Below are 23543 nucleotides of genomic sequence, written 5' to 3'. Positions count from 1 at the left end.
CAGTGTGCACCTCACCAGCAACACTCACCACAGGAGTCACAGGTGCGCGGGGGCGGGTTCGAGGCCCCTCAAGGCCACGACATGGCGACCCTCGCAGTGCGTCCAACGCCAATGCCTGGAATTTAGGGGGGTCGGGGTGGTCAGTTCTGTCCACAGCAGTAAGGACCGGGGCGAACGGGTGCTGGTAGCGGCACTGAAGGCCAGTCACGCCGTGCAGGTGGCGCTGGCGATGGCGATGTGCCTGCTGGGACTCCCGGTAGGACAGAGACGTCGTCAAGGCCTAGTTGAGTACGCCTTACGTCACAACGCCACACCAGACACACCAACTCGCCCCGGTCCTTGCTGTAGTAAAGCCGAACCCGCCACGTCAACCGACCAACCACCCGACACCCCCCGCACAGTCGGAAGTTGAGCGCTCAACGTTCGACGAAAGCAGTGAGGCCGCCTTTCGCAGCCGACCACCGCTCGACGACATGGTCCACACTTCCGGGTGATTTTCCAGTCCGCAAAATGGTCAAAAGCCGCTCACAGTGGTCACGAACACCCTCCGCTACCACCTCGACACGGCCATCCCGGAGGTTCTTCGCGCTGCCGACCAAGCCCAGCTCCAGCGCGCGGCTGCGGGTCCACCAGCGAAAACCGACCCCCTGGACCTGGCCGTGCACCCAGGCTGTCAGCCGTACGTTCTTTTCCGTCTCACTCACGGCCGCCATCGTGCCCCACCGCCATGGCGACGCACAGTCAGCACCGCGCACCCGAACGCTCGCTGACGGTCACCCGTCAGTGATAACGTCCCGGCGGGGGTCAGCCAGCCGGACCAGCCAGGTCAGGTATTTTGGTCACAGAACCGCATCTACACCGTCCAGCCGAGGAGTCCTGCATGTCCCGTCCCGACGGGTCAGATTCGAGTCCGTACGCCCCTGACCTTTCCGGAGCCAGCTTTTCGGTGGCACCCCCACGCGAGTCCAACGGCCTCCTGCAGCGGGGCGGCTACATCATGCTCGGCCTCAGTGGGTTGGCCGTCGCCACCATCTTCGGTGTAGTCGCCCAGGTGGCCGGCCCTTCGCCCACCGCGTCGGGCAACCCCGGGCTCACCAACGGAGGCCAGGGCACCACCCCGGGCATCCAGGTCGTCCAGGGCAACGGCGGCCCCGGCAGCCCGATGACCATCCCCGGTTCCGGCGCCCCCGGTCAGCTCCCGCCGTCCAGCCAGCCGCCGACCACCGTGGTCAGCGTCGGCCCGGACGGCCACCCGACCACCACCGTGCTGCCGCCTCCGCCTCCGCCGGTGGGAGCCCCGCCGGGCGGTCCCACCGGGCCGCGGTCGGACCCTCCGCCGCCGTCCTCGCCGACGACCAAGACGTCGCCGACGTCGACCACCACGCCGACGACGTCCTCGCCGTCGAGCACACCGCCACCGTCGTCGTCGACCACGCCGACGACACCTCCGCCCGGGTCATCAAGCCCGGTCCCGCCGCCGAGTACCACGGGCACCGGCGGCGGGACGACTTCTCCAAGCGGTAGCGACAGCAGTACGCCTCCTACCAGCCCGTGAACACCTGTCAGACCTCGAAGCGGTAGCCCATTCCCGGCTCGGTGAGCAAGTGCCGAGGCCGGGAGGGCTCCGGTTCGAGTTTCCGGCGCAGTTGCGCCAGGTAGACCCGCAGATAATGCGATTCCGTCTCGTAGGTCGGCCCCCAGACGTCGTGCAGCAGCTGTTTCTGCGCGACGAGGCGCCCGCGGTTGCGCACGAGCAACTCCAGCACTCCCCACTCGGTCTTGGTGAGGTGCACCTCCGCGCCCTCGCGCATCACCTTCTTCGCGGCCAGGTCGATGGTGAAGGAACCGGTCTCCACCACCGCTTCCCCACCGTCCGAAGAGGTCACGACCGACCGCCGGACGGCGGCGCGCAGCCGCGCCAGCAGCTCGTCCATGCCGAACGGTTTGGTCACGTAGTCGTCGGCGCCGGCGTCGAGTGCCTGCACCTTGTCCGACGAGTCGCCGCGCGCCGACAGCACGATGATCGGCACCGTCGTCCAGCCGCGCAGGCCCGCGATGACCTCGTTGCCGTCCATATCGGGCAGCCCGAGGTCGAGCACCACGACGTCCGGTTTGGTCTCGGCGACCGCCCGCAGCGCCGCGGCGCCGTCGTGCGCGGTGATCACCCGGTAGCCGCGGGCGGACAGGTTGATCCGGAGCGCCCGCACGATCTGCGGTTCGTCGTCGACGACGAGCACGGTACTGGCCGTCGTCTGGCCGTTTTCCCCGGTCATCGCACCTGTTCCCCGCTTTCGTGCAGCACCAGCTCATCGAAGCCCGGCAGTGGTTTTTCGAGATCACCCGAACGATAGGCCGGAAGGGAGATCACCATGGTCAGACCGCCGCCCGGCGTGTCCTCGGCGCGGATGGTGCCGCCCATCGCCTCGGTGAACCCCTTCGCCACGGACAGGCCGAGGCCGACACCCGCGGTCGCGTCGCGGTCGCCGAGCCGCTGGAACGGCGCGAACGCGGACTTCGCGGCCCCCTTCTTCAACCCCTGCCCGTGATCGATGATGCGCAGCTCGACGTGCTCGGAATGCGTACTGGCCCGCGCCGACACGGGCTCGCGAGCCGCGCCGTGGCGCAAGGCGTTGTCGATGACGTTCGCGACGACCCGTTCGAGCAGCCCGGGGTCGGCGAGTACCGACGGGAGGTGCTCGTCCACCGCGACCACCACCGACGCCGACCCGTCCACATTGGACAGCGCGTGTGCGACGACTTCGTCGTAGCCCACCGGACGCAGGTGCGGCCGGACGGCTCCGGTGGCCAGGCGGGACGAGTCCAGGAGGTTGTCGACCAAGCCGGCCAGCCGGTCGGTGGACTCCTCGATGGTCTCCAGCAGCTCGGTCGTGTCCTCTTCGGACAGCTGGAGATCGGTCGCGCGCAGGCTCCCGATCGACACCTTGATCGAGGTCAGCGGCGTCCGGAGATCGTGGCCGACAGCGGAAAGCAGTGCCGTGCGCAGTTCCGTCGCCTCCGCCTTGCGTTCCGCCTGCGCTGTCTTCGCGGTCATACGCTGTTGCCGCAGCGCAAGCAGCGCTTGTCCCGCAACGGCTTCGAGCACGCGCCGGTCGGCAGCCGGCAGCGCGCGGCCGCGCAGGGTCAGGTGAACCTCCGGGGTCACCGCGATATCGACATCGGCCTCATCCGGGTCGTCACAGGGGTTCGAACCCGACTGCGCGACGCATTTCCAATCGCCGTCACGCTTTTCCAGCAGCGCCACCGAATTGAGCCCGAAGTTCTCCCGGACCTTCTCCAGCAGTCGTTCCACCGGCGCGGGATGGGTGAGCACGGTCCTCGCGTAGGAAGCGAGCAACGCCGCCTCGGTCCGCGCCCGTGCCGCCTGCGTCGCGCGCCTGGCCGCGGCGTCGACAACCAGGGCAACCAGGATCGCGACGACGACCATCGCCACCAGCGTGACGATGTTGCGCGGTGAGTGCACGGTGAGGGTGTAGAACGGCTCGGTGAAATAGAAGTTCAGCAACCCCGCGGCGAGCACGGCAGCCAGCAGAGCCGGTCCGAGGCCGCCGACGAGCGCCACGATCACTGTCGCGAGCACGTAGTCGACGACATCGGTGGAGAGGTCGAGCTCGTTGCGGAGCAACGCACCTATGAGCGTAGCGATCGCGGGCAACGCGACCGCGAGGATCCAGCCCATGATCTGCCGGGACGGTGCCAGCGGGCTGTTCATGAGCTTGGCGCGCAGCTTCCCGCCCGCTTGCGCATGGGTGACCATGTGCACGTCGATGGGTCCGGAGTCGCGGACCACCGCCGCGCCGATGCCCTCGTCGAACAGCCGCGCGACCCTGGAGCGGCGCGACGTGCCGATGACCAATTGGGTCGCGTTGACCCCGCGCGCGAAGTCCAGCAGCGCGGTCGGCACGTCGTCGCCGACGACCTGATGGAACGACGCGCCGAGCTCTTCGGTCAACGTCCGGTAGCGGACGACGGCCGTCGGGCCGAGGCCGGACAAGCCGTCCCCACGCAGAATATGGAGCACCAGCAACTCGGCTCCGGCGCGGGTGGCGATACGGCTGCCGCGGCGGATCAGCGTCTCGCTTTCCGGGCCGCCGGTGATCGACACGACGACCCGTTCACGCGCTTCCCACGTGTCGGTGATCTGCTGCTCGGCGCGGTAGCGCTGCAGCGCGACGTCGACCTGGTCGGCGACCCACAGCAACGCCAGCTCGCGCAATGCCGTGAGGTTGCCGGGGCGGAAGTAGTTGCCCAGCGCGGCGTCGATGCGCTCGGCCGGGTAGACGTTGCCGTGCGCCAGCCGGCGGCGCAGCGCCTCCGGGGTGATGTCGATGAGCTCGAGCTGCTCGGCCTTGCGGACGACCTCGTCGGGGATCGTCTCCTGCTGCGCGACGCCGGTGATGCGCTCGACGACGTCGTTGAGGCTCTGCAGGTGCTGCACGTTGACCGTGGACAGAACGTCGATCCCGGCCGCGAGCAGCTCCTGGACGTCCTGCCAGCGCTTCTCGTTGCGCGAACCCGGCACGTTGGTGTGCGCGAGCTCGTCGACGATGGCGACCTCGGGGTGCCGCGCCAGCAACCCGTCGACGTCCATTTCGGTGAAGTCGTGACCGCGGTGGTGGACCTCCCGGCGCGGGAGGATCTCGATGCCGTCCAGCAACTCGGCGGTCTTGGCACGGCCGTGGGTCTCCACGAGCCCGGCGACGACGTCGGTCCCGCGGTCGAGGCGGCGCCTGGCCTCCCCGAGCATGGCGAAAGTCTTGCCCACCCCGGGCGCGGCGCCGAGGTAGATCCGCAGTTCACCACGCCGGGGCTTGGCCGGCGCGGCCTCACCGTCTTCTGCGACCCTGTTCTCGGCCACTTGTTGCTCGTCCACTCCGCCAGTCTGCTCTCTCGTCCTCAAGATTGCCGAAAGGGACTTTCCCCGACGAACGTGAGGAAAGTCCCTTTCGCCGTCGCCCTAGTGCAGCTGGTGCCCGGCGGCCGCTTCGACGGCCAGGTTCAGCTTCAGGACGTTGACCCCGGGAATGCCGATCCCGGCGCCGGAGGTGTTGTCGTCGACCAGCTGGCGCACCTTGTCCACCGAGACGCCGCTGTTGGCGGCGACACGCTGGATCTGAAGGTCCGCGTAAGCGACGCTGATCGACGGGTCGAGGCCGGAACCGGTCGAGGTGACGGCGTCGGCCGGCACCTGCGCCGGCGTGACGCCCTCACGCTGGGCGATGAGGCCCTTGCGCTGGTTGATCGCGTCGACGAGCTTCTGGTTGTACTCGGACAGGTTCGACGCGCCGGAACTGGACGGGTTGGCCGGGCCGAGCGGCTTGGAGCTGTCGACGGCCACGGCCGACGGGCGGTTGTGGAACCACGGGTCGTGGGCCGGGTCGGCCGGGACCGGGTCGATACCGATCAGCGGAGAGCCGACGGCCTGCCCGTTCTGGGTGATCACCGAACCTTCGGCGTTCGACTGCAGCCCGGGGATCCGGGACACGGCCCAGACGCCCAGCGGGTAGATCACGCCCAGCAGGACGCTGAGCACGATCAGCACCCGAAGGCCCGCCGCGGTCTGCTTGAGCAATACCTTCATCATGATTACCCGATTCCCGGAATGAGGCGGATGAGCAGGTCGATGACCCAGATCCCGAGGAACGGGCTGACGATCCCACCCAAGCCGTAGATCAGCATGTTGCGGCGCAGCAGGGCCGAGGCCGACGAAGGGCGGTAGCGGACACCTCGCAGCGCCAACGGGATCAGGCCGACGATGATCAACGCGTTGAAGATCACCGCCGACAGGATCGCCGTGTGCGGCGAGTGCAGGTGCATGATGTTCAGCCCGCCCAGCTGCGGGTAGATCGAGGCGAACATCGCGGGCAGGATCGCGAAGTACTTCGCGAGGTCGTTGGCGATGCTGAACGTCGTCAGCGAGCCGCGGGTGATCAGCAACTGCTTGCCGATCTCCACGATCTCGATCAGCTTCGTCGGGTTGGAGTCGAGGTCGACCATGTTGCCGGCCTCTTTGGCCGCCGACGTGCCGGTGTTCATCGCGACACCGACATCGGACTGCGCGAGCGCCGGAGCGTCGTTCGTACCGTCACCGGTCATCGCGACCAGCCGCCCGCCCTCCTGCTCCTTCTTGATCAGCGCCATCTTGTCTTCCGGCGTCGCCTCGGCGAGGAAGTCGTCGACCCCGGCGTCCGCGGCGATGGCCTTGGCGGTCAGCGGGTTGTCCCCGGTGATCATGACCGTCCGGATACCCATCAGGCGCAGCTCGTCGAAGCGCTCCTTCATCCCCGGCTTGACGACGTCGGACAGCCGGATCACGCCGCGGACGAAGGCCCGGCCGCCATCGGACTCGGCGACCACCAGCGGGGTCCCGCCCTGCTGGCTGATCTGGTCGACGACCCGCTCGGTCTCGTCCGGCATTTCGCCACCGCGGTCGCGGACCCACGAGCGAACGGAAGCCGTGGCACCCTTGCGGACCTCGCGCTGGCCGAAGTTGATCCCGCTCATGCGCGTCTGCGCGGTGAACGGGACGAACTCGGCGACCTTCTCGTCCTCGGTAGCCGCCTCGGGCAGGCCGTACTCCCTGGTGGCCAGCTCGATGATGCTGCGGCCTTCGGGCGTGCCGTCAGCCAGGCTGGACAGCCGGGCCGCACGGGCCAGTTCGTCCGGAGTGGACGATCCGACCGGGATGAACTCGGTCGCCTTCCGGTTTCCGAAGGTGATCGTGCCGGTCTTGTCGAGCAGCAGCGTCGAGACGTCGCCTGCGGCTTCGACCGCGCGGCCCGAGGTCGCGAGCACGTTGCGCTGGACGAGCCTGTCCATCCCGGCGATACCGATGGCGGACAGCAGTGCGCCGATCGTGGTCGGGATCAGGCAGACCAGCAACGCGGTCAGCACGATGACCGACTGGGTGCCGTGCGAGTACGTCGCCATCGGCTGAAGCGCGACGACGGCGAGCAGGAAGATGATCGTCAGCGTCGCCAGGAGGATCGTCAGCGCGATCTCGTTGGGCGTCTTCTGTCGCGAGGCGCCTTCCACCAAGGCGATCATCCGGTCTACAAAGGACTCGCCGGGCTTGGTGGTGATCTTCACGACGACCCGGTCCGAGAGCACCGTGGTTCCGCCGGTGACCGCGCTGCGGTCACCGCCGGATTCACGGATCACCGGAGCGGACTCGCCGGTGATCGCCGACTCGTCTACCGTCGCGATGCCCTCGACGACGTCACCGTCACCGGGGATGACCTCGCCCGCTTCGACCACGACGAGGTCGCCGATGCGCAGGTCGACTCCGGGCACGCTCTCCTCGGAGCCGTCCTCGGTAAGCCGCCGGGCGACCGTCTCCTTCTTGCTGCGACGCAGGCTTTCCGCCTGCGCCTTGCCGCGCCCCTCGGCGACCGCTTCGGCCAGGTTCGCGAAGAGAACCGTGAGCCAGAGCCAGACCGTGGTGATGATGACGAACGCGTTGGGATCGGTGATGGCGAACACCGTCGACAGTGCCGAACCGACCCACACCACGAACATGACGGGGTTGGCCAGCTGGTGTTTGGGGTTGAGCTTGCGCAGCGCGTCGGGCAGCGACGTCCACAGCTGACGCGGGCTGAAGATGCCCGCGCCGACCCGGCCGGCGTTCTCGGCGTGGTGCTTCTGTTCTTCCTCAGCGGTGCGCTGAGGGGTATCGGTGACGGTCACGCGAGTGCCTCCGCGAATGGCCCGAGCGCGAGCGCCGGGACGAAAGTGAGTGCTGCGACCAGGACGATGGTCCCGGTGAGCATGGTGCCGAACAACGGCCCGGTGGTCGGGAGCGTGCCCGCGGTCTCGGGCACCTTCCGTTGTGCGCCCAGGGAACCGGCGAGGCAAAGTACGGCGACGATCGGGATGAACCGACCCAGTGCCATGGCCACACTGAGGCTCGACTGGAACCAGTTGCTCGTCGCGGTGAGCCCGCCGAACGCGCTGCCGTTGTTGTTACCGGTCGAGGCGTAGGCGTAGAGCACCTCGGACAGTCCGTGCGCGCCGTCGTTGGTCAAGGCCGACAGCGTGTCCGGCATCATCAGGGCGATCCCGGAACCGAGCAGCATGACCGTCGGCATCGCCAGCATGGCGACCGCCGCGCAGGTGACTTCGCGCTTGCCGAGCTTCTTGCCCAGGTACTCCGGGGTGCGCCCGACCATCAGCCCGGCCAGGAACATCGCGATGATCGCCATCACGAGGATGCCGTAGAGCCCGGTACCGACGCCACCCGGCGATATCTCACCGAACAGCATGTTGACCAACGGACCGCTACCACCCAGCCCGCTGAGGCTGTCGTGCGCGCCGTTGACCGCGCCGGTGGACGTGCCGGTCGTGGTGTTGGCGAAGATCGAGGTGAGACTCTGACCGAACCGCTGCTCCTTGCCCTCCATGTTCGCGCCGGCGGCCAGTGCGGCCGGACCGTTCGAGTGGGTTTCGGAGAGCCAGGTGACGGCCAGCATGGCCGTCCACAGCGCGCCCATCACGGACAGCAGGACGTAGCCCTGCTTGGTGTTGCCGACGAGCTTGCCGAACGTCCTGGTCAGCGACACCGGGATGACGAGAATCAGGAACAGCTGGATCAGGTTCGTCCAGGCAGTGGGGTTCTCGAAGGGGTGCGCGGAGTTGGCGTTGAGGATGCCGCCGCCGTTGGTGCCGAGTTCCTTGATCGACTCCTGGCTGGCGACCGGCGCGAGCGCGATCGTGGACTTGCTGCCGTCGGGGTTGGTCACCGCGACCCCGGACTTGAGGCTCTCGATCACCCCGAGCGCGATCATCACGATGGCGAAGACGAACGCCATCGGCAGCAGGATCCGCACGATCCCCCGGGTCAGGTCGACCCAGAAGTTGCCGAGGCGGTCGCTCTTCGAGCGGATGAACCCCCGGATCAACGCGATCGCGACAGCGAGCCCGACGGCCGCGGAGAGGAAGTTCTGGACGGTCAGCCCGGTCATCTGGACGAAGTGCCCCATGGTCGTCTCGGGCACGTAGGACTGCCAGTTGGTGTTCGTCACGAAGCTGACCGCGGTGTTGAACGCGACCGCGGGTGAAATCGTCCCGCGACCGAAGTTCCACGGCAGGACCGATTGGAACCGCTGCAAGAGGTAAAGCAGCACAATGGAGACGAAGGACAAGCCGAGGACACCGGCGGCGTAAGTCGGCCACCGCTGTTCGGAATCGGGATTCACCCGGAAGAGGCGGTACAGGCCGCGCTCCGCTTTCAAGTGCTTCTCGGAGGAGAAGACCCTGGCCATGTAGTCGCCGAATGGCCGGTACACCACCGCGAGCGCTACCAGGAGGAGGCCGACCTGCACGAAGCCGGCAGCTGTGTCAGACATTCTAGAATTTCTCCGGCCTGATGAGTGCGATGAACAGGTAGATGATCAGTCCGAGAGCCAGCACGCCGCCGACGATATTGGCGACCGCGCCCGCCCCGTTCACAGCTTTTCCAATCCGCGCAGCGCGAGCGCGAGGACCCCGAATATGCCGATCAAGAGCACGGCATAGAGCAAGTCGGCCACAGTGCACCCTTCAAGAAAGGTCACCCCACCGGTGACCAGGACCAGGCAACTTTGCGCCGGTTGCCCTCTGTAATCGACGAGGAATGACGGGTCCTTGACGCCCCGAAGGGGTCCATTTACGCGTTATTGACGCCCGGTGACCCCCGCCACCCAGCCGGAAGGGGTATGCAGTGATCGAGACGACGCCCGGTGATTCGATGCGCGCGGAGAGTGTTCGGGAACTTCGTGGGGCTGAACCCTGATCCGCCGCGGCGATCCTCACGGCGTTGACCCTGTTCACGGCGCCGTTGGCGTCAGCGGGTACGCGCCCGGCCGACGCCGCGGGCACCATCGGCACGCAGGACTCGTGTCAGCAGCAGAGCATATTGGAGGGAGACCACTACAGCGATCTTCAGCTCGCGCAAACCGCCAGGCAGGCCGGGTTCAGTGGAAACGGCTGGGTCATCTCGGTGGCCGTGTCGCTCGCCGAGAGCCAGGGCTGGACGAGGGCGGTGCTGATCAACGCCGACTGCAGCCATGATCGCGGGCTCTGGCAGATCAGCAACGAGTGGCAGCCCGAGGTCTCCGACGGCCAGGCCTTCGACCCGGCCGGCTGTGCCCAGGCCGCCTTCACGATCTCGTCGGGCGGTTCGAACTGGCAGCCGTGGACGACCTATCTCAACGGCGCCTACCAGCAGTTCATGTCTCGCGCGCAAGCCGCGGTGAACCAAGCGGGCGGCTGAGGGGGCCAGTGAGCGTTCCGGCCGCTGAGAACCTGCCGGAACGCTCACCAGTCCTAGCGGCGAACCTCGGCCACGGAGACGGACCTGCCTTCTCGGCGGGAGATCTCGCAGGCTTCGGCAATATAGAAGGCTTCCAGCGCGTCGGTGACCCCGCACGGGCTTTCCACCTTGCCCGCCACGACCGAAACGAACGTCTCGAGCTCGCTGACGTAAGCCGGCCGGAACCGCTCCATGAACCCCGGGTACGCCGGGCCGGGCAGCGGCGGCACACCGGGCTCGACGGACCGCAGCGGCACCCGGCCGTCCAGCCCGACCACCACGTCGGCCTTCGAGCCGAGTACTTCGAGCCGCACGTCGTACCCGGCGGCGTTGTAGCGCGTCAGAGACACGAGCGCGAACGTGCCATCGTCCAACGTCAGCGTCGCGGCCGCCGTGTCGACGTCACCGGCGTCGACGAAGAACTGCTCCCCGCGGTTGGCGCCCAGCGCGTACACGTCGACGACTTCATGGCCGCTGACCCAGCGGATGATGTCGAAATCGTGCACCCCGCAGTCGCGGAACAACCCGCCGGAATGCGGGACGTACTCCGCCGGTGGCGGCGCGGGGTCCAAAGTGGTCGCCCGCAGCGTGTGGATCCAGCCGAGCTCTCCGGCGGCGACGGCGGCCCTCGCCGCGGTGTACCCCGCGTCGAACCGGCGCTGGAAACCGATCTGCACCGGTACTTCCGACCCCTTGATGTGGTCGATCACGGCGAGGGTGCCGGTGATGTCGGTCGCGACCGGCTTTTCACAGAACACCGGGATACCGGCGTCGACGCTCCTCATGATCAACGCCGGGTGCGCGTCGGTGGCCGCGGTGACCACCATTCCGTCCACATCGGACGCGAAGAGCGCGTCGATGCTCTCCGCGAAGTCGACGCCGAGTTTCGCGGCCGTCGCGCGGGCGCGCTCGGCGTCCACATCGGCGACGACGACCGAGTCGACGCCGTCGATCTGCCGCAGGATCTCGGCGTGCGAAACCCCGATCCGGCCGGTACCGGCAAGTCCGAGCCTCATGGTGTTGTCCTCCCGAAGAGTTCTGCTGACGTCAGGCCGTGGGGAAACCGAGGTCGACGCCGTGCGCCTGGCGCGGCCACCGCGCCGTGACGGCCTTTCCCCGGGTATAGAAATGGACGCCCTCGGCGCCGTGGACGTGCGTATCGCCGAACAGTGAGTCCTTCCAGCCACCGAAGGAGTAGTAGGCCATCGGCACCGGAATGGGCACGTTGATGCCGACCATCCCGACGGTCACCCGCCGCTGGTACTCGCGCGCGGCGAGGCCGTCGCCGGTGAAGATCGCGGTGCCGTTGCCGTAGGGGTTGCTGTTGACCAGTTCCAGCGCCGCGTCGAACGTCGGCACCCGGACGACGACGAGCACGGGCCCGAAGATTTCTTCGGTGTACACCGACATGTCCGGCGTGACGTGGTCGAACAGCGTCGGGCCGACCCAGAAGCCGTCGGAGTGATTCTCCGGGGAGAAGCCTCGTCCGTCGACGACCAGCGTCGCGCCCGCCGCTTCCCCGGCGTCCACAGCGGACACGATCCGATCTCGCGCGGTCGCGGTCACGACCGGGCCCATCTGCGAGGACTCGGTGGTACCGGGTCCGGTGATCAGCACGCGGGTGCGCTCGGCGATGGCCGGTACCAGCCGGTCGGCGGTGTCACCGACCGCGACAACCACCGAGATCGCCATACAACGCTCGCCCGCGCTGCCGTAGCCGGCGGAAACAGCGGCGTCCGCGGCACCGGCGATGTCCGCGTCGGGTAGCACGACCATGTGGTTCTTCGCGCCACCGAGAGCCTGCACGCGCTTGCCGGCAGCGGTTCCCCTTGCGTAGACGTGCTTGGCGATCGGCGTCGAGCCCACAAAGGACGCTCCGGCCACGTCCGGATGGTCGAGCAGCACGTTGACCGCGACGGCGTCGCCGTGGAGGACGTTCAGCACGCCTGGCGGCAGACCCGCCTCCGAGAACAGCTCGGCGAGCCTCAGCGAAGCCGAGGGATCGCGGTCGGACGGCTTGAGCACGAACGTGTTGCCGCAGGCGATCGCCAGCGGGAACATCCACATCGGGACCATGACCGGGAAGTTGAACGGCGTGATCCCGGCGACGACCCCCAGCGGTTGCCGGATCGAGTAGGCGTCGATCCCGCGTGACACCTGATCGGAGTGCTCGCCCTTGAGCAGCTGGGGAATACCGCAGGCGAACTCGACAACCTCGAGCCCGCGCTGCACTTCGCCGGCGGCGTCGGAGAGCACCTTGCCGTGCTCGGCCGTGATCAGCGCGGCCAGCTCGTCGCGGTGGGCGTCGACGAGCTGACGGAAGGCGAACAGGATCCGCACCCGTGTCGACAAAGAGCTTTCGGCCCAGTCGGCCGACGCCTTGAGCGAGGAAGCGACCGCCAGGTCCACATCGGACTGCTCGGCGAGGACGACCTGCCGGGCGAGGACGCCGGTGGCGGGCTGGAAGACGTCGCCGCGGCGGGTCGACACCCCCGGCGTGTAAGCGCCGTCTATCCAGTGCTGGACGAGTTCGGGCACTTTCTCTCCTTTGAGTTCAGGGCTGATTTTCAGGGCTTCACGAAGGGCGCGGTGGTCGTCGAGCGGACGACCAGCGAGGGATGCAGCAGGTGCCGGACCGGCTCGGTCCGTTCACCGCGGACGCGTTCCAAGAGTGCCTCCGTGGCCAGCCTGCCCATTTCGATCCGCGGCTGGTCCACAGTGGTCAGTGATAGATGCCGCAACGCCGCGAGCGACGTGTTGTCGTAACCAACGACGGACACGTCTTCCGGGACGCGTAGTCCGGCGTCTTCGAGCGCGGAAATGGCACCGACGGCGTTGAAGTCGTTACCGGAGAGCAAAGCCGTCGGCAGGTCGGAACGGTTGTAGGTGCTCAGCAGTTCCTGGACGGCCTTTTCACCGGCATGGTCGGTGTGTTCACTTCGGACGACCAGCGGCTCGAGGCCGTTGCGGCGCATCGCCTGCTGGTACCCCTTGCGCCGCGCCGCCGCGGTCGCCGCGCCCCCGCCGTCGAGATGCGCGATCCGCCGGTGACCAAGCCCGACGAGGTGTTGGACGGCGAGTGCCGCCCCGGCCTCGCCGTCGTCGTTCACGGTGTCCACTGTGGAAGCACGAGACGTCCGCGACACCAGGACGACCGGGCACTGCTCGGCGGCGTCCTCGATCGCGGACGCGGACAGCACGGGCGACAGGAGGATGACTCCGGCCGGCCGGAAGGAAAGCAGACTGCGCAACGCGTCGCGCTCACCGCTCGGACTCCGGCCGCCGGTGTTGAGGATGATGTTGAACCCGGCCGCCTTCGCCGCCGCGTCCAAGCCTTCGACAACTTCGGCGAAGAAAGCGTTACGCAGGTCGGAAACCATCACACCGAGTACGGTCGAAGTCCGGCTGGCCAACGCCCGGGCCATCACGTGCGGCTCGTAGCCGAGTTCCTTCGCCGCGCTGAGCACGGCGGAGCGTCGCTGGTCGCTCACCTTGGGCGAGTTGCGCATGACCAGGGAAACCAGGGCACGCGAAACGCCCGCTCGCGCGGCGACGTCCTCCATGGTCGGTCGCACCAAGACCGGCCCCCGTTTCTTCACTCGAAGCTTGACTTTGCTGTGACGGACGCTACAAGATTAGAGCGCTCTAATCAATAGAGCGCTCTCAAGCCCCACCACCAGCGCCGACGCACAGGAGTGACGCCGATGACCACGCAGTCCGACCTTCGGGTAGCCGCGGCCCCCATCTCGTGGGGGGTGTGCGAAGTCCCGGGCTGGGGCCGTGAACTACAAGCGGGGACCGTGCTCGGGGAAATGGCGGAGCTCGGTATCCACGCCACCGAACTCGGCCCGCCCGGGTACCTCCCCCGCGAGCCGGCCGAGCTGCGCGCCCTGCTCGGCACGCACGACCTGCGCCTGATCGGCGGGTTCCTCGCGATCGAACTGCACACCGCGCAGGACGCGGCGCTGGCCGCGGCCGAGGACTCCGCCGCGCTGTTCGCCGCCTGCGGGGCCGAGGTACTGGTGGTCGCGGCCGCGACCGGGCTCGACGGTTACGACGAACGGCCCGCGCTGACCGAAGACGAATGGCGGACGCTGTTCGACACCGCGGGCAAGATCCGCGACATCGCGGCGACCCACGGGCTGCGCGCCGTCGTCCATCCCCATGTCGGCACGCATGTCGAAACCGAAGCCGAGGTCGAGCGCTTCCTCGCCGGTTCCGACGTCGACCTGTGCCTCGACACCGGCCACCTGCTGATCGGCGGCACCGACCCGGTCGCGCTCGCGCGGCGGCACCCCGGCCGGATCGGGCACCTGCACCTCAAGGACGTGCGCGGCGAGCTTGCCGAAGCCGTCCGCGGTGGCACGATGTCCTACACCGAAGCGGTCGGCAAGGGGCTGTACAGCCCTCTCGGAGACGGGGACGTGGACATCGAAGCGTTGGTCAGGTCGGTCCGGCAGGCCGGTTATGACGGGTGGTACGTCCTCGAGCAGGACACCGCCCTCGGCGAGTCGAGCCCCGACGACGGTCCCAAGAAGGACGCCAGCCGGAGCCTGTCCTACCTCCACGACATCGTCAGCCGCCTGCCGATCGCGTAGCCCGTGTCCCGCCCAACACAGGAGAAGACAATGAAGTCTGCCCCATCCCCCAGTTCCCCGGTCAAACGCAGGTTCCGACTCGGCCTGCTGGCCGCTGCCGGTGCGCTCCTGCTCACTGCCTGCACCGGTCCCACCGCCACCCAAGCACCCACCAACGCACCGTCGGATCAGCCCGCATCGTCCGGTCAGCTGACCCTCGCGGTCATCACCCACGGCACCGCCGGTGACGCCTTCTGGAACGTCGTCAAGAACGGCGCCGAGGCCGCCGGGAAGCAGCTGGGCGTCAAGGTCGACTACAACTCCGACGGCGACCCCGGAAACCAGGCCAAGCTGATCGACAACGCCGTCGCTCAGAAGGTCGGGGGCCTGGTCATCTCCATGGCCAACCCGGAGGCGCTCAAGCCGTCGATCCAGAAGGCCGTCGCGGCCGGCATTCCGGTGATCACCATCAACTCCGGTGAAGACCAGAGCGCGGCGTACGGCGCACTCGCGCACGTCGGCCAGAACGAGAGCATCGCCGGCCAGCAGGCGGGCGCGAAGTTCAAGGCGCTCGGCAAGACCAAGCTCCTGTGTGTCATCCACGAGGCCGGCAACGTCGGCCAGGCCCAGCGCTGTGACGGTGCCAAGCAGGGCTTCGCCGGCAACGTGCAGACACTGCAGGTCGACATCACCAACCCGACCGACACCGAGTCCCGCATCAAGGGCGCGGTCCAGGCCGACCCGTCGATCGACGCGGTGCTGACGCTGAACTCCCAGGTCGCGGCGCTGGCCGTCAGCGCGGTCAAGTCCGCGGGCTCGAAGGCCCAGGTCGGCACCTTCGACCTCAACTCCGACGTCGTCACCGCGATCAAGTCGGGCGACGTGCAGTTCGCCGTCGACCAGCAGCAGTACGAGCAGGGCTACCTGCCGGTGACGATGCTGAAGCTCTACCACGACAACGCGAACATCATCGGCGCCGGTAAGCCGATCCTCACCGGGCCGAACTTCGTCGACAAGTCCAACGTGGACAAGATCGGCGCCTACGTGGCAAGGGGTACTCGATGACCGTCGATACACCGGCGTCCCCGCCTTCGGACACAGTGGACGAACGGGTGGCGAAACCGGGGCTGACGAGCCGGTTGATCGTGCGGCCGGAGATCGGCGCGGCCCTCGGCGCGGTACTGGTCTTCGTGTTCTTCTCGATCGTCGCCGGTCAGTTCTTCAGCGCCGGCGGCGCGGCGAACTGGCTCGACGACGCTTCGACGCTGGGCATCCCGGCCATCGCGGTGTCGCTGCTGATGATCGGCGGCGAGTTCGACCTCTCCGCCGGGGTGATGACGGCGTCGACGTCGCTGGTCACCGCGATCCTGGCGACGCAACTGGGCTGGAACGTCTGGCTCGCGCTGCTCGTGTCGCTGGCCTTTGCCCTCGCCGTCGGCGCGTTCAACGGCTGGCTGGTGATGCGCACCGGGCTGCCGAGCTTCATCGTCACGCTCGGCACGTTCCTTGCGTTGCAAGGCATCAACCTCGGCGTGACCAAGCTGGTCACCGGGACCGTGCAGGTCTCGGGCATGCGCAGCACAAGTGGTTACGCCTCGGCGGGTTCGCTCTTCGCGTCCACTATCGACATCGGCGGCACGCAGTTCCAGGTGTCGATCCTCTGGTGGATCGCCGTGGCCGCGGTCGGGGCGTGGGTCCTGCTGCGGACGAAGTTCGGGAACTGGATCTTCGCGGTCGGCGGCTCGGCCGTCAGCTCCCGCGCGGTCGGCGTTCCCGTGGTGCGCACGAAGATCCTGCTGTTCATGACCACGGCCGCCGCGGCCTGGCTGGTCGGCTCGATCAACATCCTGCGGTTCGCCACCGTCCAGGCCAACCAGGGCATCGGGCTGGAGTTCCAGTACATCATCGCGGCCGTCATCGGCGGCTGCCTGCTGACCGGCGGCTTCGGCTCGGCCGTGGGTGCCGCGATCGGTGCGCTGATCTTCGGCATGGCCCGCCAAGGCATCGTCTTCGCCCGCTGGGACAGCGACTGGTTCATGCTGTTCCTCGGGGTGATGCTGCTCGCGGCGGTGCTGGTCAACAACGCCTTCCGGCGTCGAGCGGAAAAGGTGCGGCGATGAGTCCCCTGATCGAGGTCACCGGGATCGGCAAGACCTACGGCAACGTGATCGCGCTGCGTGATGTGTCCACAGTGGTCAACGCGGGCCAGGTCACCTGCGTCCTCGGCGACAACGGCGCCGGCAAGTCGACGCTGATCAAGATCCTGGCCGGCGTGCATCAACACGACACCGGCGAGTTCAAGGTCGAGGGCGAATCGGTCCACTTCGGATCCCCGCGCGAGGCGCTCGACCGAGGCATCGCGACGGTGTACCAGGATCTGGCCGTCGTCCCGCTGATGAGCGTCTGGCGCAACTTCTTCCTCGGCTCCGAGCCGACGACGAACTTCGGGCCATTCCGCGTCCTGGACCGGAAGAAGGGCCGCGCGACGACCAAGCAGGCACTGTCCGAAATGGGCATCGACTTGCGTGACGTCGAGCAGCCGGTCGGCACGTTGTCCGGTGGCGAGCGCCAGTGCGTCGCCATCGCGCGCGCCGTCCACTTCGGAGCGAAGGTGCTCATCCTCGACGAGCCGACCGCCGCACTGGGCGTCAAGCAGGCGGGCGTCGTGCTCAAATATGTCGCGCAGGCGCGGGATCGGGGGCTCGGCGTCGTGCTGATCACCCACAACCCGCACCACGCCTTTCCCGTGGCCGATCGCTTCCTGCTGCTCAAGCGCGGCACGGCACTGGGTAGCTACGAGAAGTCGGAGATCGACATCAACGAGCTGACCAGGCAGATGGCCGGCGGTGCCGAACTCGAGGCGCTGGAACACGAACTGCGGGCGGCGGAGGCTCCATGAGTCTGGAAGCACTGACGGTCGGCAGGGTCGGCGTGGACCTGTACCCCGAGCAGAGCGGGGTTCCGCTGGCCCGGGTCGAAACGTTCGCCAAATCGCTCGGCGGGACGGCGACCAACGTCGCCGTCGCCGCCGCGCGGCTCGGCCGCCGGACCGCGGTGCTGACCAAGGTCGGTCCGGACGGCTTCGGCGACTACGTGCGGGACGCGCTGACCGGGTTCGGAGTGTCGCCGGACCACGTCGGCACGGCCGAGGATCTCCAGACGCCCGTGGTGTTCTGCGCGCTCGACCCGCCCGCCGATCCGCCGCTGCTGTTCTACCGGTCGCCCATCGCGCCGGATCTCACGCTCACCGAGTCGGACGTGCCGTGGGACCTCGTCGAAAGCGTCCCGCTGTTGTGGGTCACCGGCACCGGCGTTTCGACGGAACCGGCGCGGAGCACGCAGCGCAAGATGCTGGAGCATCGGGCTGGGCGCGAGCACACCGTGCTGGACCTGGACTACCGGCCGATGTTCTGGCCCGATGTGGACACCGCACGGGCCGAGATCGGCTGGATGCTCGACCACGTCACGGTCGCGGTCGGCAACCGCGCCGAGGTCGAGGTCGCCGTCGGCACTGCCGATCCGGACGAGGCCGCGCGGCGGATGCTCGCCCGCGGGGTCAAGCTGGCGGTCATCAAGAAGGGCGCCGACGGTGTCCTCGTCGCGACGCCCGAGGGATCCTGGACGGTACAACCCACGCCCGTCGAAGTCGTCTGTGGACTCGGTGCGGGTGACGGGTTCGGCGGTGCGCTGATCCACGGGCTGCTGTCCGGCTGGGACCCGGTCCGGATCGCCAGGTACGCCAACGTCGCCGGGGCACTTGTCGCGTCGCGGCTCGCCTGCGCCGACGCGATGCCCTTTCCCGAAGAGATCGAGGAGCTGCTTTGATCCTGACCGACGAACGCTGGCGGGCGCTGCTGCGCACCAGGGCGAACGATCCCGGTGCGGTCAAGCGGGCATACGACACGCGGAAGCGCCGTCCCCGGCTGCTTTCCGGCAACGGGACGCTGTTCCTGGTCGCGGCCGACCACCCGGCGAGGGGCGCGCTCGGGGTCGGCGGGGACCCGATGGCCATGGCTGATCGGCGTTCTCTGCTCGAGCGACTCCTGGTGGCGTTGGAGAACCCGGCAGTCGACGGTCTACTCGGGACACCGGACGTCGTCGAGGAGCTCCTGCTGCTCGGCGCGCTCGACGACAAGATCGTCATCGGCTCGATGAACCGCGGCGGCCTGGCGGGGGCGGACTGGGAGATCGACGACCGGTTCACCGGCTACGACGCGCAGTCCATCGCGGACTTCGGTCTCGACGGCGGGAAGATGCTGCTGCGGCTGGTCGATGCCGACCCCGGAACCGTGCCGACGTTGCAGGCGTGCGCTGAAGCAGTGTCGGAACTTGCTTCACACCGGCTGATCGCGATGATCGAGCCACTGCCCTACGTTCGCGACGCGTCGGGAAAACTGATTCTGCACAAGGACTCCGCTTCGCTCGCTCGCGCTGTCACCGTAGCCTCGGGCATCGGCGTGACGTCCGCGTACACCTGGCTGAAGCTGCCCTCACCGGACGACGCGGCCGCGTTGGACGCGACCACGCTGCCGGTCGTCGTGCTCGGTGGTGTCCCGTCCGACGACCCGGCCGCGGACCTCGCGTCCTGGGGTCGCACCCTGCACCACGACGCGGTGCGCGGGCTGGTGGTCGGCCGCGCCCTGCTGTACCCGCCTGACGGCGATGTCAGCGCCGCTGTCGATGCCGCCGCGAAGGTCTTGGAGGCCGCGAAATGAGCCGGTTGCACCGTCCACTCGGGACCCTCACGGACGGGAACGACCCGGTCCTGCTTTCCCCGGAGTCGGCTGGCTGGAACCTCACCGGGTTGCGCGTACTCACGCTTGCACCGGGCGAGGTGCGCGTTGTCCACACGGGAGTGTTCGAAGCGTTCGTCCTGCCGTTGACCGGCGGGTGCACGGTCCGCGTAGCCGGACTCGTGTTCGAACTCACGGGGCGGGAGTCCGTATTCACCAGGGTGACCGACTTCGCTTACGTGCCGCGTGACGCGGAAGTCGAGCTTTCCAGTGTGGATGGCTGCGAACTCGCTCTGCCCATGGCGAGGTGCGGACGTCGGCTCGAGCCGCGGTACGGACCGGCTGAGAAGGTCCCGGTCGAGGTGCGCGGGGCCGGCCAGGCGACCCGGCAGGTGACGAATTTCGGCACGCCCGGAGTGTGGGACCACGCGGACAAGCTGAACGCCTGCGAGTTGATCACGCCCGGCGGCAACTGGTCTTCTTACCCGCCGCACAAGCACGACGTGGCGACTGAGTGCGAGGTCGTGAACGAGGAGATCTACTACTTCCGGATCGCCGGCCGTGACGGCGTGACACCGTCGCGCGAAGGCTTCGGTCTGCATCGGACGTACACATCGGACGGTGAACTCGACGAGGATGTCGCGGTCCGCGACGGGGACGTCTTCCTGATTCCGCGGGGGTACCACGGGCCCTGTGTCGCCGCGCCCGGCTACCCGATGTACTACCTGAACGTGCTGGCCGGGCCGGCCGACGAGCGGTCCATGGCGTTCTGCGACGACCCCGCGCACGGCTGGGTCCGCGACACCTGGAACGACCAGGACACCGATCCGCGGTGCCCGGTGACGAGTGCCGAAGGCAGGGTCCGATGAAGCTCACCACCGCGCAGGCACTGGTCCGCTGGCTGCTCGCGCAGCGATCGGAAACCCTTGACGGCCGCGAGGTCCCGCTGTTCCCCGGAGTGTTCGCGATCTTCGGGCACGGCAACGTCCTCGGCCTTGGCACGGCGTTGGAGGAGTACCGCGACGAGCTTCCTGTCTGGCGCGGACACACAGAACAGGGCATGGCCCTCGCCGCCGTGGGTTATGCCAAGGCCACGGACCGTCGCCAGGTCGGCGTGGTCACGTCGTCGATCGGCCCCGGCGCGTTGAACATGGTGACCGCGGCCGGCGTCGCACACGCGAACCGGCTGCCGGTCCTGCTCCTGCCCGGCGACACGTTCACCAGCCGCGCGCCCGATCCAGTGCTGCAGCAGGTGGAAAGTTTCGGCGACGCGACGGCCACGGTCAACGACGCCTTCCGCGCGGTGAGCCGGTATTTCGATCGGATCACCCGCCCCGAACAGCTACTCGCGACCCTGCCCCAGGTCGCGCGGGTGCTGACCGACCCTGCCGAAGCAGGGCCGGTGACACTCGCGCTTCCGCAGGATGTACAGGTCGAAACGTACGACTTCCCCGAGTCGCTTTTCACGCCGGTCACCCATCGTCTACTTCGGACCCGACCGGACAAGCGGTCGCTCACCGAGGCCGCAAGCATCCTGCGCGCGTCGAAGCGGCCGCTGCTGGTGCTCGGCGGCGGTGTCCGCTATTCGGGCGCCGGAAAGCGGGCGCTGAACTTCGCCGAACGACACGGAATCCCGATCGTCGAGACGACCGCCGGACGCACTCTCGTCGCACATGACCATCCGCTACACGCCGGTCCACTGGGCGTCACCGGCTCGACGTCGGCGAACGTGCTCGCGGCGGAGGCGGACGTCGTCCTGGCGGTCGGAACCAGGCTGCAGGACTTCACCACCGCGTCTTGGACGGTCTTCTCCCCCGAAGTCCGCCTGGTGACCCTGAACGCCGCCCGGTTCGACGCCGTGAAGCACGGCGCTCATGCGGTTGTCGGCGACGCCGACGCGGGTCTCGCGGATCTGTCCGCGCAACTGGAAAGCTGGGCCGTCGACTTCGAATGGGCCTCGCGGGCGGCGACCGAGCGCGGCAAGTGGGACGCGCACATCGACACCCTGCGCGCCCCGACCGGCGAAGTCCCGACCTACGCCCAGATCGTCGGCGTGGTCAACGAACTGTCCACTCCGGACGACTACGTGATGACCGCGTCCGGCGGAATGCCCGGCGAACTCATCGGCGGCTGGCGTGCCACCGGAACCTCCACAATGGACGTCGAGTACGGCTTCTCCTGTATGGGCTACGAACTCGCGGGCGCTTGGGGAGCCGCGATGGCACACACCGCCGGACTCGTCACGACGATGCTCGGCGACGGCTCGTACCTGATGCTGAACTCGGAACTGTTCTCGGCTGCCTTCGCCGGGCACGGCTTTGTCGCCGTGGTGTGCGACAACGATGGCTATGCCGTGATCGCGCGACTGCAACAAGGTCAAGGCGGCAAGCCGTTCAACAACTTCTACGAGGACTGCCGCAGCGGACACGCCCAACCCCCACGCGTCGACTTCGCCGCCCACGCAGAAGCATTGGGCTGCGCGACCTTCACCGCCGAGAGCCTCGACGACGTCCGCGGCGCGTATGAAAAGGCCCGCGAAGCGGCGTCGTCCGAACACCGCCCAGCGGTCGTCGTCGTCCGCACCCAACCGAACTCGTGGACCGAAGCCGGTGCCTGGTGGGAAGTCGGCGTCCCCGCCTACGCCTCCGGCCGAGCCGACTACGACCGCGTCAAACCAAACCAGGTTCGCTACCTCCGGCCTTGACCTGACGACCTGGCTCGGCTGATGGTTCGGGATCGCTCCCGACGCGGCGACTTACGGTAGGCGTATGCGCTCCGACGCCTGAGCCTCAAGCCATGTCTGTGTCGATGGTCCAGCTCAAGCCATGGTGGGACAGCGCTTCGAGGAAGCCGGTGGCATCGAAGGCTTGAGCGGGGGCGAGCACTCCGGGTTTGGACTCTCCTGCGGCGAGCCGGCGCGCCGCTTCGACCGCGACAACAGCGGTCGTGCCGTAGGTATCTGTTCCCTGGATCACCCCGCGCGTCGGTTTGCCCTCCGGATCCACCGCGTCGAGCACATAGGTGAACCGCTGGCGGTTGCGGTCCAGCTCGGTGGGGCCCTCCGGGAGGTTCTGGATCAACTCCGTCGGAATAGGCCTGCCGAGCGCAGCCTTCAGACTTGCCTCGACGACGCCCTCCACGTAACCGACCTGCACGTGTCGCGGGATTGTGATGACTTCGCACAGAGGCAGTCCCGCCACGTCGACCGACCGGCCGTCGGGCAGTGTGACCGTTGAGCGCCGCGCCGGAAGGCCGGTGCGCCAGTGTCCGTTGTCGTAGGCGAGCCCTCCCATGCTCATCGCATCGATGGTCGCCAGAACAGAGCGCAGCGACCCGCGGGAGGGTCCACCCCCACCGGTGATGACGTGGCTGATCGTGATCTCCGCGAACGGACCTGCCTGCTCGGCAAGTAGCTGGGCCAGCAAGTCGGTGGGCACACAGCCGTCGTTGGCCGAGGGCAGCACTGTCACCCCCGCATGCTCGGCGGCGCCGGCAAACGTATCGAAGATCGATTTGAGATACAGCTGTTCGCCCGAGGTGTCGAGGTAGTGGGCGCCGACATCGATCGCGGCACGCACTACCGCCTCGCCAGAGCCAGTGAACGGACCCGCGCAGTTGATGACCACATCGCTGCCCGCCAAGGCCGCAACCAGCGCAGTGTGGTCCTCGGCTGTGGCCACTCGGCGATCGGCGCCCACAATCCCCACTGCCGCCGCCGCGGCGTCCACTCGTTCCGCGTTGCGGCCGACCAGCCGCAGATCCACGTCATGACGCGACAACTCGCCCAGAACAAGTTTCGCTTGGTAGCCGTTCGCGCCGAAGACGGTGATCAGCATCTTTCAACTCCTGATTCGAGACAGCGCGCCCTCGGGGGATGCGCGACACCACGAATCTAAAAGCACAACGCCGAGACTTTCCATACCTCAT

The 23543-nt window shown here is 68.0% G+C and carries 21 protein-coding genes; 9 read left to right on the top strand and 12 right to left on the bottom strand.

Annotated features, from left to right (window positions below; genetic code table 11):
- Positions 1 to 416 precede the first annotated feature (416 nt).
- From JWQ81_RS42725 to kdpF, 8 genes are all read right to left on the bottom strand, one after another.
- Positions 417 to 713 carry an acylphosphatase gene (locus JWQ81_RS42725; protein WP_297551209.1) on the bottom strand — a complete coding sequence of 99 codons (297 nt, stop codon included), beginning with the start codon at positions 711 to 713 and terminating at the stop codon, positions 417 to 419.
- A gap of 478 nt (positions 714 to 1191) precedes the next feature.
- Positions 1192 to 1494 (bottom strand): hypothetical protein, encoded by a 303-nt coding sequence (locus JWQ81_RS42720; RefSeq protein WP_297551207.1) that lies wholly within the window; start codon positions 1492 to 1494, stop codon positions 1192 to 1194.
- Between the two features lie 68 nt (positions 1495 to 1562).
- Positions 1563 to 2273 (bottom strand): response regulator, encoded by a 711-nt coding sequence (locus JWQ81_RS42715; RefSeq protein WP_297551205.1) that lies wholly within the window; start codon positions 2271 to 2273, stop codon positions 1563 to 1565.
- The gene (locus JWQ81_RS42710; protein WP_297551255.1) at positions 2270 to 4876 is read right to left on the bottom strand and encodes a sensor histidine kinase KdpD; all 2607 of its coding nucleotides are present in this window, start codon (positions 4874 to 4876) and stop codon (positions 2270 to 2272) included. Before JWQ81_RS42710 ends, JWQ81_RS42715 begins: the two co-directional genes overlap by 4 nt.
- A 99-nt stretch (positions 4877 to 4975) precedes the next feature.
- Positions 4976 to 5599 (bottom strand): potassium-transporting ATPase subunit C, encoded by a 624-nt coding sequence (locus tag JWQ81_RS42705; protein WP_297551253.1) that lies wholly within the window; start codon positions 5597 to 5599, stop codon positions 4976 to 4978.
- A gap of 5 nt (positions 5600 to 5604) precedes the next feature.
- Positions 5605 to 7704: a potassium-transporting ATPase subunit KdpB gene (gene kdpB / locus JWQ81_RS42700; RefSeq protein ID WP_297551203.1), complete on the bottom strand. Its 2100-nt coding sequence runs from the start codon at positions 7702 to 7704 to the stop codon at positions 5605 to 5607.
- Positions 7701 to 9362, bottom strand: coding sequence for a potassium-transporting ATPase subunit KdpA (gene kdpA / locus JWQ81_RS42695; protein ID WP_297551201.1), 1662 nt, complete (start codon positions 9360 to 9362; stop codon positions 7701 to 7703). The genes kdpB and kdpA overlap by 4 nt, the downstream gene beginning before the upstream one ends.
- 1 nt (position 9363) lies before the next feature.
- A complete protein-coding gene (gene kdpF, locus JWQ81_RS42690; protein WP_297551199.1) occupies positions 9364 to 9465 on the bottom strand; it encodes a K(+)-transporting ATPase subunit F in 102 nt (33 codons plus the stop codon).
- 346 nt (positions 9466 to 9811) lie between these two features.
- Here kdpF and JWQ81_RS42685 point away from each other — a divergent pair, with 346 nt between their 5' ends.
- Positions 9812 to 10267: a hypothetical protein gene (locus JWQ81_RS42685; RefSeq protein ID WP_297551197.1), complete on the top strand. Its 456-nt coding sequence runs from the start codon at positions 9812 to 9814 to the stop codon at positions 10265 to 10267.
- A 53-nt stretch (positions 10268 to 10320) separates the two neighbouring features.
- Here JWQ81_RS42685 and JWQ81_RS42680 read toward each other — a convergent pair whose 3' ends face one another.
- The 3 genes from JWQ81_RS42680 to JWQ81_RS42670 are packed head-to-tail and all read right to left on the bottom strand — an operon-like array spanning position 10321 to position 13884.
- Positions 10321 to 11322 (bottom strand): Gfo/Idh/MocA family oxidoreductase, encoded by a 1002-nt coding sequence (locus JWQ81_RS42680; RefSeq protein ID WP_297551195.1) that lies wholly within the window; start codon positions 11320 to 11322, stop codon positions 10321 to 10323.
- Positions 11323 to 11353: 31 nt separating this feature from the next.
- A complete protein-coding gene (locus tag JWQ81_RS42675; RefSeq protein WP_297551193.1) occupies positions 11354 to 12844 on the bottom strand; it encodes a CoA-acylating methylmalonate-semialdehyde dehydrogenase in 1491 nt (496 codons plus the stop codon).
- A 29-nt stretch (positions 12845 to 12873) separates the two neighbouring features.
- On the bottom strand, positions 12874 to 13884 hold the full coding sequence (locus JWQ81_RS42670) for a LacI family DNA-binding transcriptional regulator (RefSeq protein WP_297551191.1): 1011 nt from the start codon (positions 13882 to 13884) through the stop codon (positions 12874 to 12876).
- A 126-nt stretch (positions 13885 to 14010) separates the two neighbouring features.
- On the opposite strand from JWQ81_RS42670, the gene JWQ81_RS42665 reads away from it, so the two are divergent.
- Genes JWQ81_RS42665 through iolD form a run of 8 tightly spaced genes read left to right on the top strand, consistent with a single transcriptional unit; the run spans position 14011 to position 22320 of the window.
- On the top strand, positions 14011 to 14904 hold the full coding sequence (locus JWQ81_RS42665; RefSeq protein WP_297551189.1) for a sugar phosphate isomerase/epimerase: 894 nt from the start codon (positions 14011 to 14013) through the stop codon (positions 14902 to 14904).
- 30 nt (positions 14905 to 14934) lie between these two features.
- Entirely contained in the window at positions 14935 to 15948 is a 1014-nt protein-coding gene (locus JWQ81_RS42660) for a sugar ABC transporter substrate-binding protein (RefSeq protein WP_297551187.1), read from the top strand.
- A complete protein-coding gene (locus JWQ81_RS42655; RefSeq protein WP_297551185.1) occupies positions 15945 to 17003 on the top strand; it encodes an ABC transporter permease in 1059 nt (352 codons plus the stop codon). The genes JWQ81_RS42660 and JWQ81_RS42655 overlap by 4 nt, the downstream gene beginning before the upstream one ends.
- Positions 17000 to 17782, top strand: a complete 783-nt coding sequence (locus tag JWQ81_RS42650; RefSeq protein ID WP_297551183.1) for an ATP-binding cassette domain-containing protein — start codon at positions 17000 to 17002, stop codon at positions 17780 to 17782. The genes JWQ81_RS42655 and JWQ81_RS42650 overlap by 4 nt, the downstream gene beginning before the upstream one ends.
- Positions 17779 to 18708, top strand: coding sequence for a 5-dehydro-2-deoxygluconokinase (gene iolC / locus JWQ81_RS42645; protein ID WP_297551181.1), 930 nt, complete (start codon positions 17779 to 17781; stop codon positions 18706 to 18708). The genes JWQ81_RS42650 and iolC overlap by 4 nt, the downstream gene beginning before the upstream one ends.
- A complete protein-coding gene (locus JWQ81_RS42640) occupies positions 18705 to 19598 on the top strand; it encodes an aldolase (protein ID WP_297551179.1) in 894 nt (297 codons plus the stop codon). Before iolC ends, JWQ81_RS42640 begins: the two co-directional genes overlap by 4 nt.
- Entirely contained in the window at positions 19595 to 20485 is an 891-nt protein-coding gene (gene iolB, locus JWQ81_RS42635; protein ID WP_297551177.1) for a 5-deoxy-glucuronate isomerase, read from the top strand. The genes JWQ81_RS42640 and iolB overlap by 4 nt, the downstream gene beginning before the upstream one ends.
- Entirely contained in the window at positions 20482 to 22320 is a 1839-nt protein-coding gene (gene iolD, locus JWQ81_RS42630) for a 3D-(3,5/4)-trihydroxycyclohexane-1,2-dione acylhydrolase (decyclizing) (protein WP_297551175.1), read from the top strand. Before iolB ends, iolD begins: the two co-directional genes overlap by 4 nt.
- Positions 22321 to 22405: 85 nt before the next feature.
- Here iolD and JWQ81_RS42625 read toward each other — a convergent pair whose 3' ends face one another.
- Entirely contained in the window at positions 22406 to 23452 is a 1047-nt protein-coding gene (locus tag JWQ81_RS42625) for a saccharopine dehydrogenase NADP-binding domain-containing protein (protein ID WP_297551173.1), read from the bottom strand.
- Positions 23453 to 23543: the final 91 nt, after the last annotated feature.

Origin of the sequence: Amycolatopsis sp. (assembly GCF_025464955.1) — a bacterium.
In the GTDB taxonomy this organism is placed as follows: Bacteria; Actinomycetota; Actinomycetes; order Mycobacteriales; family Pseudonocardiaceae; genus Amycolatopsis.
The sequence above is the reverse complement of the archived record's forward strand: the minus strand, read 5'-3'. Positions and strand labels throughout refer to the sequence as shown.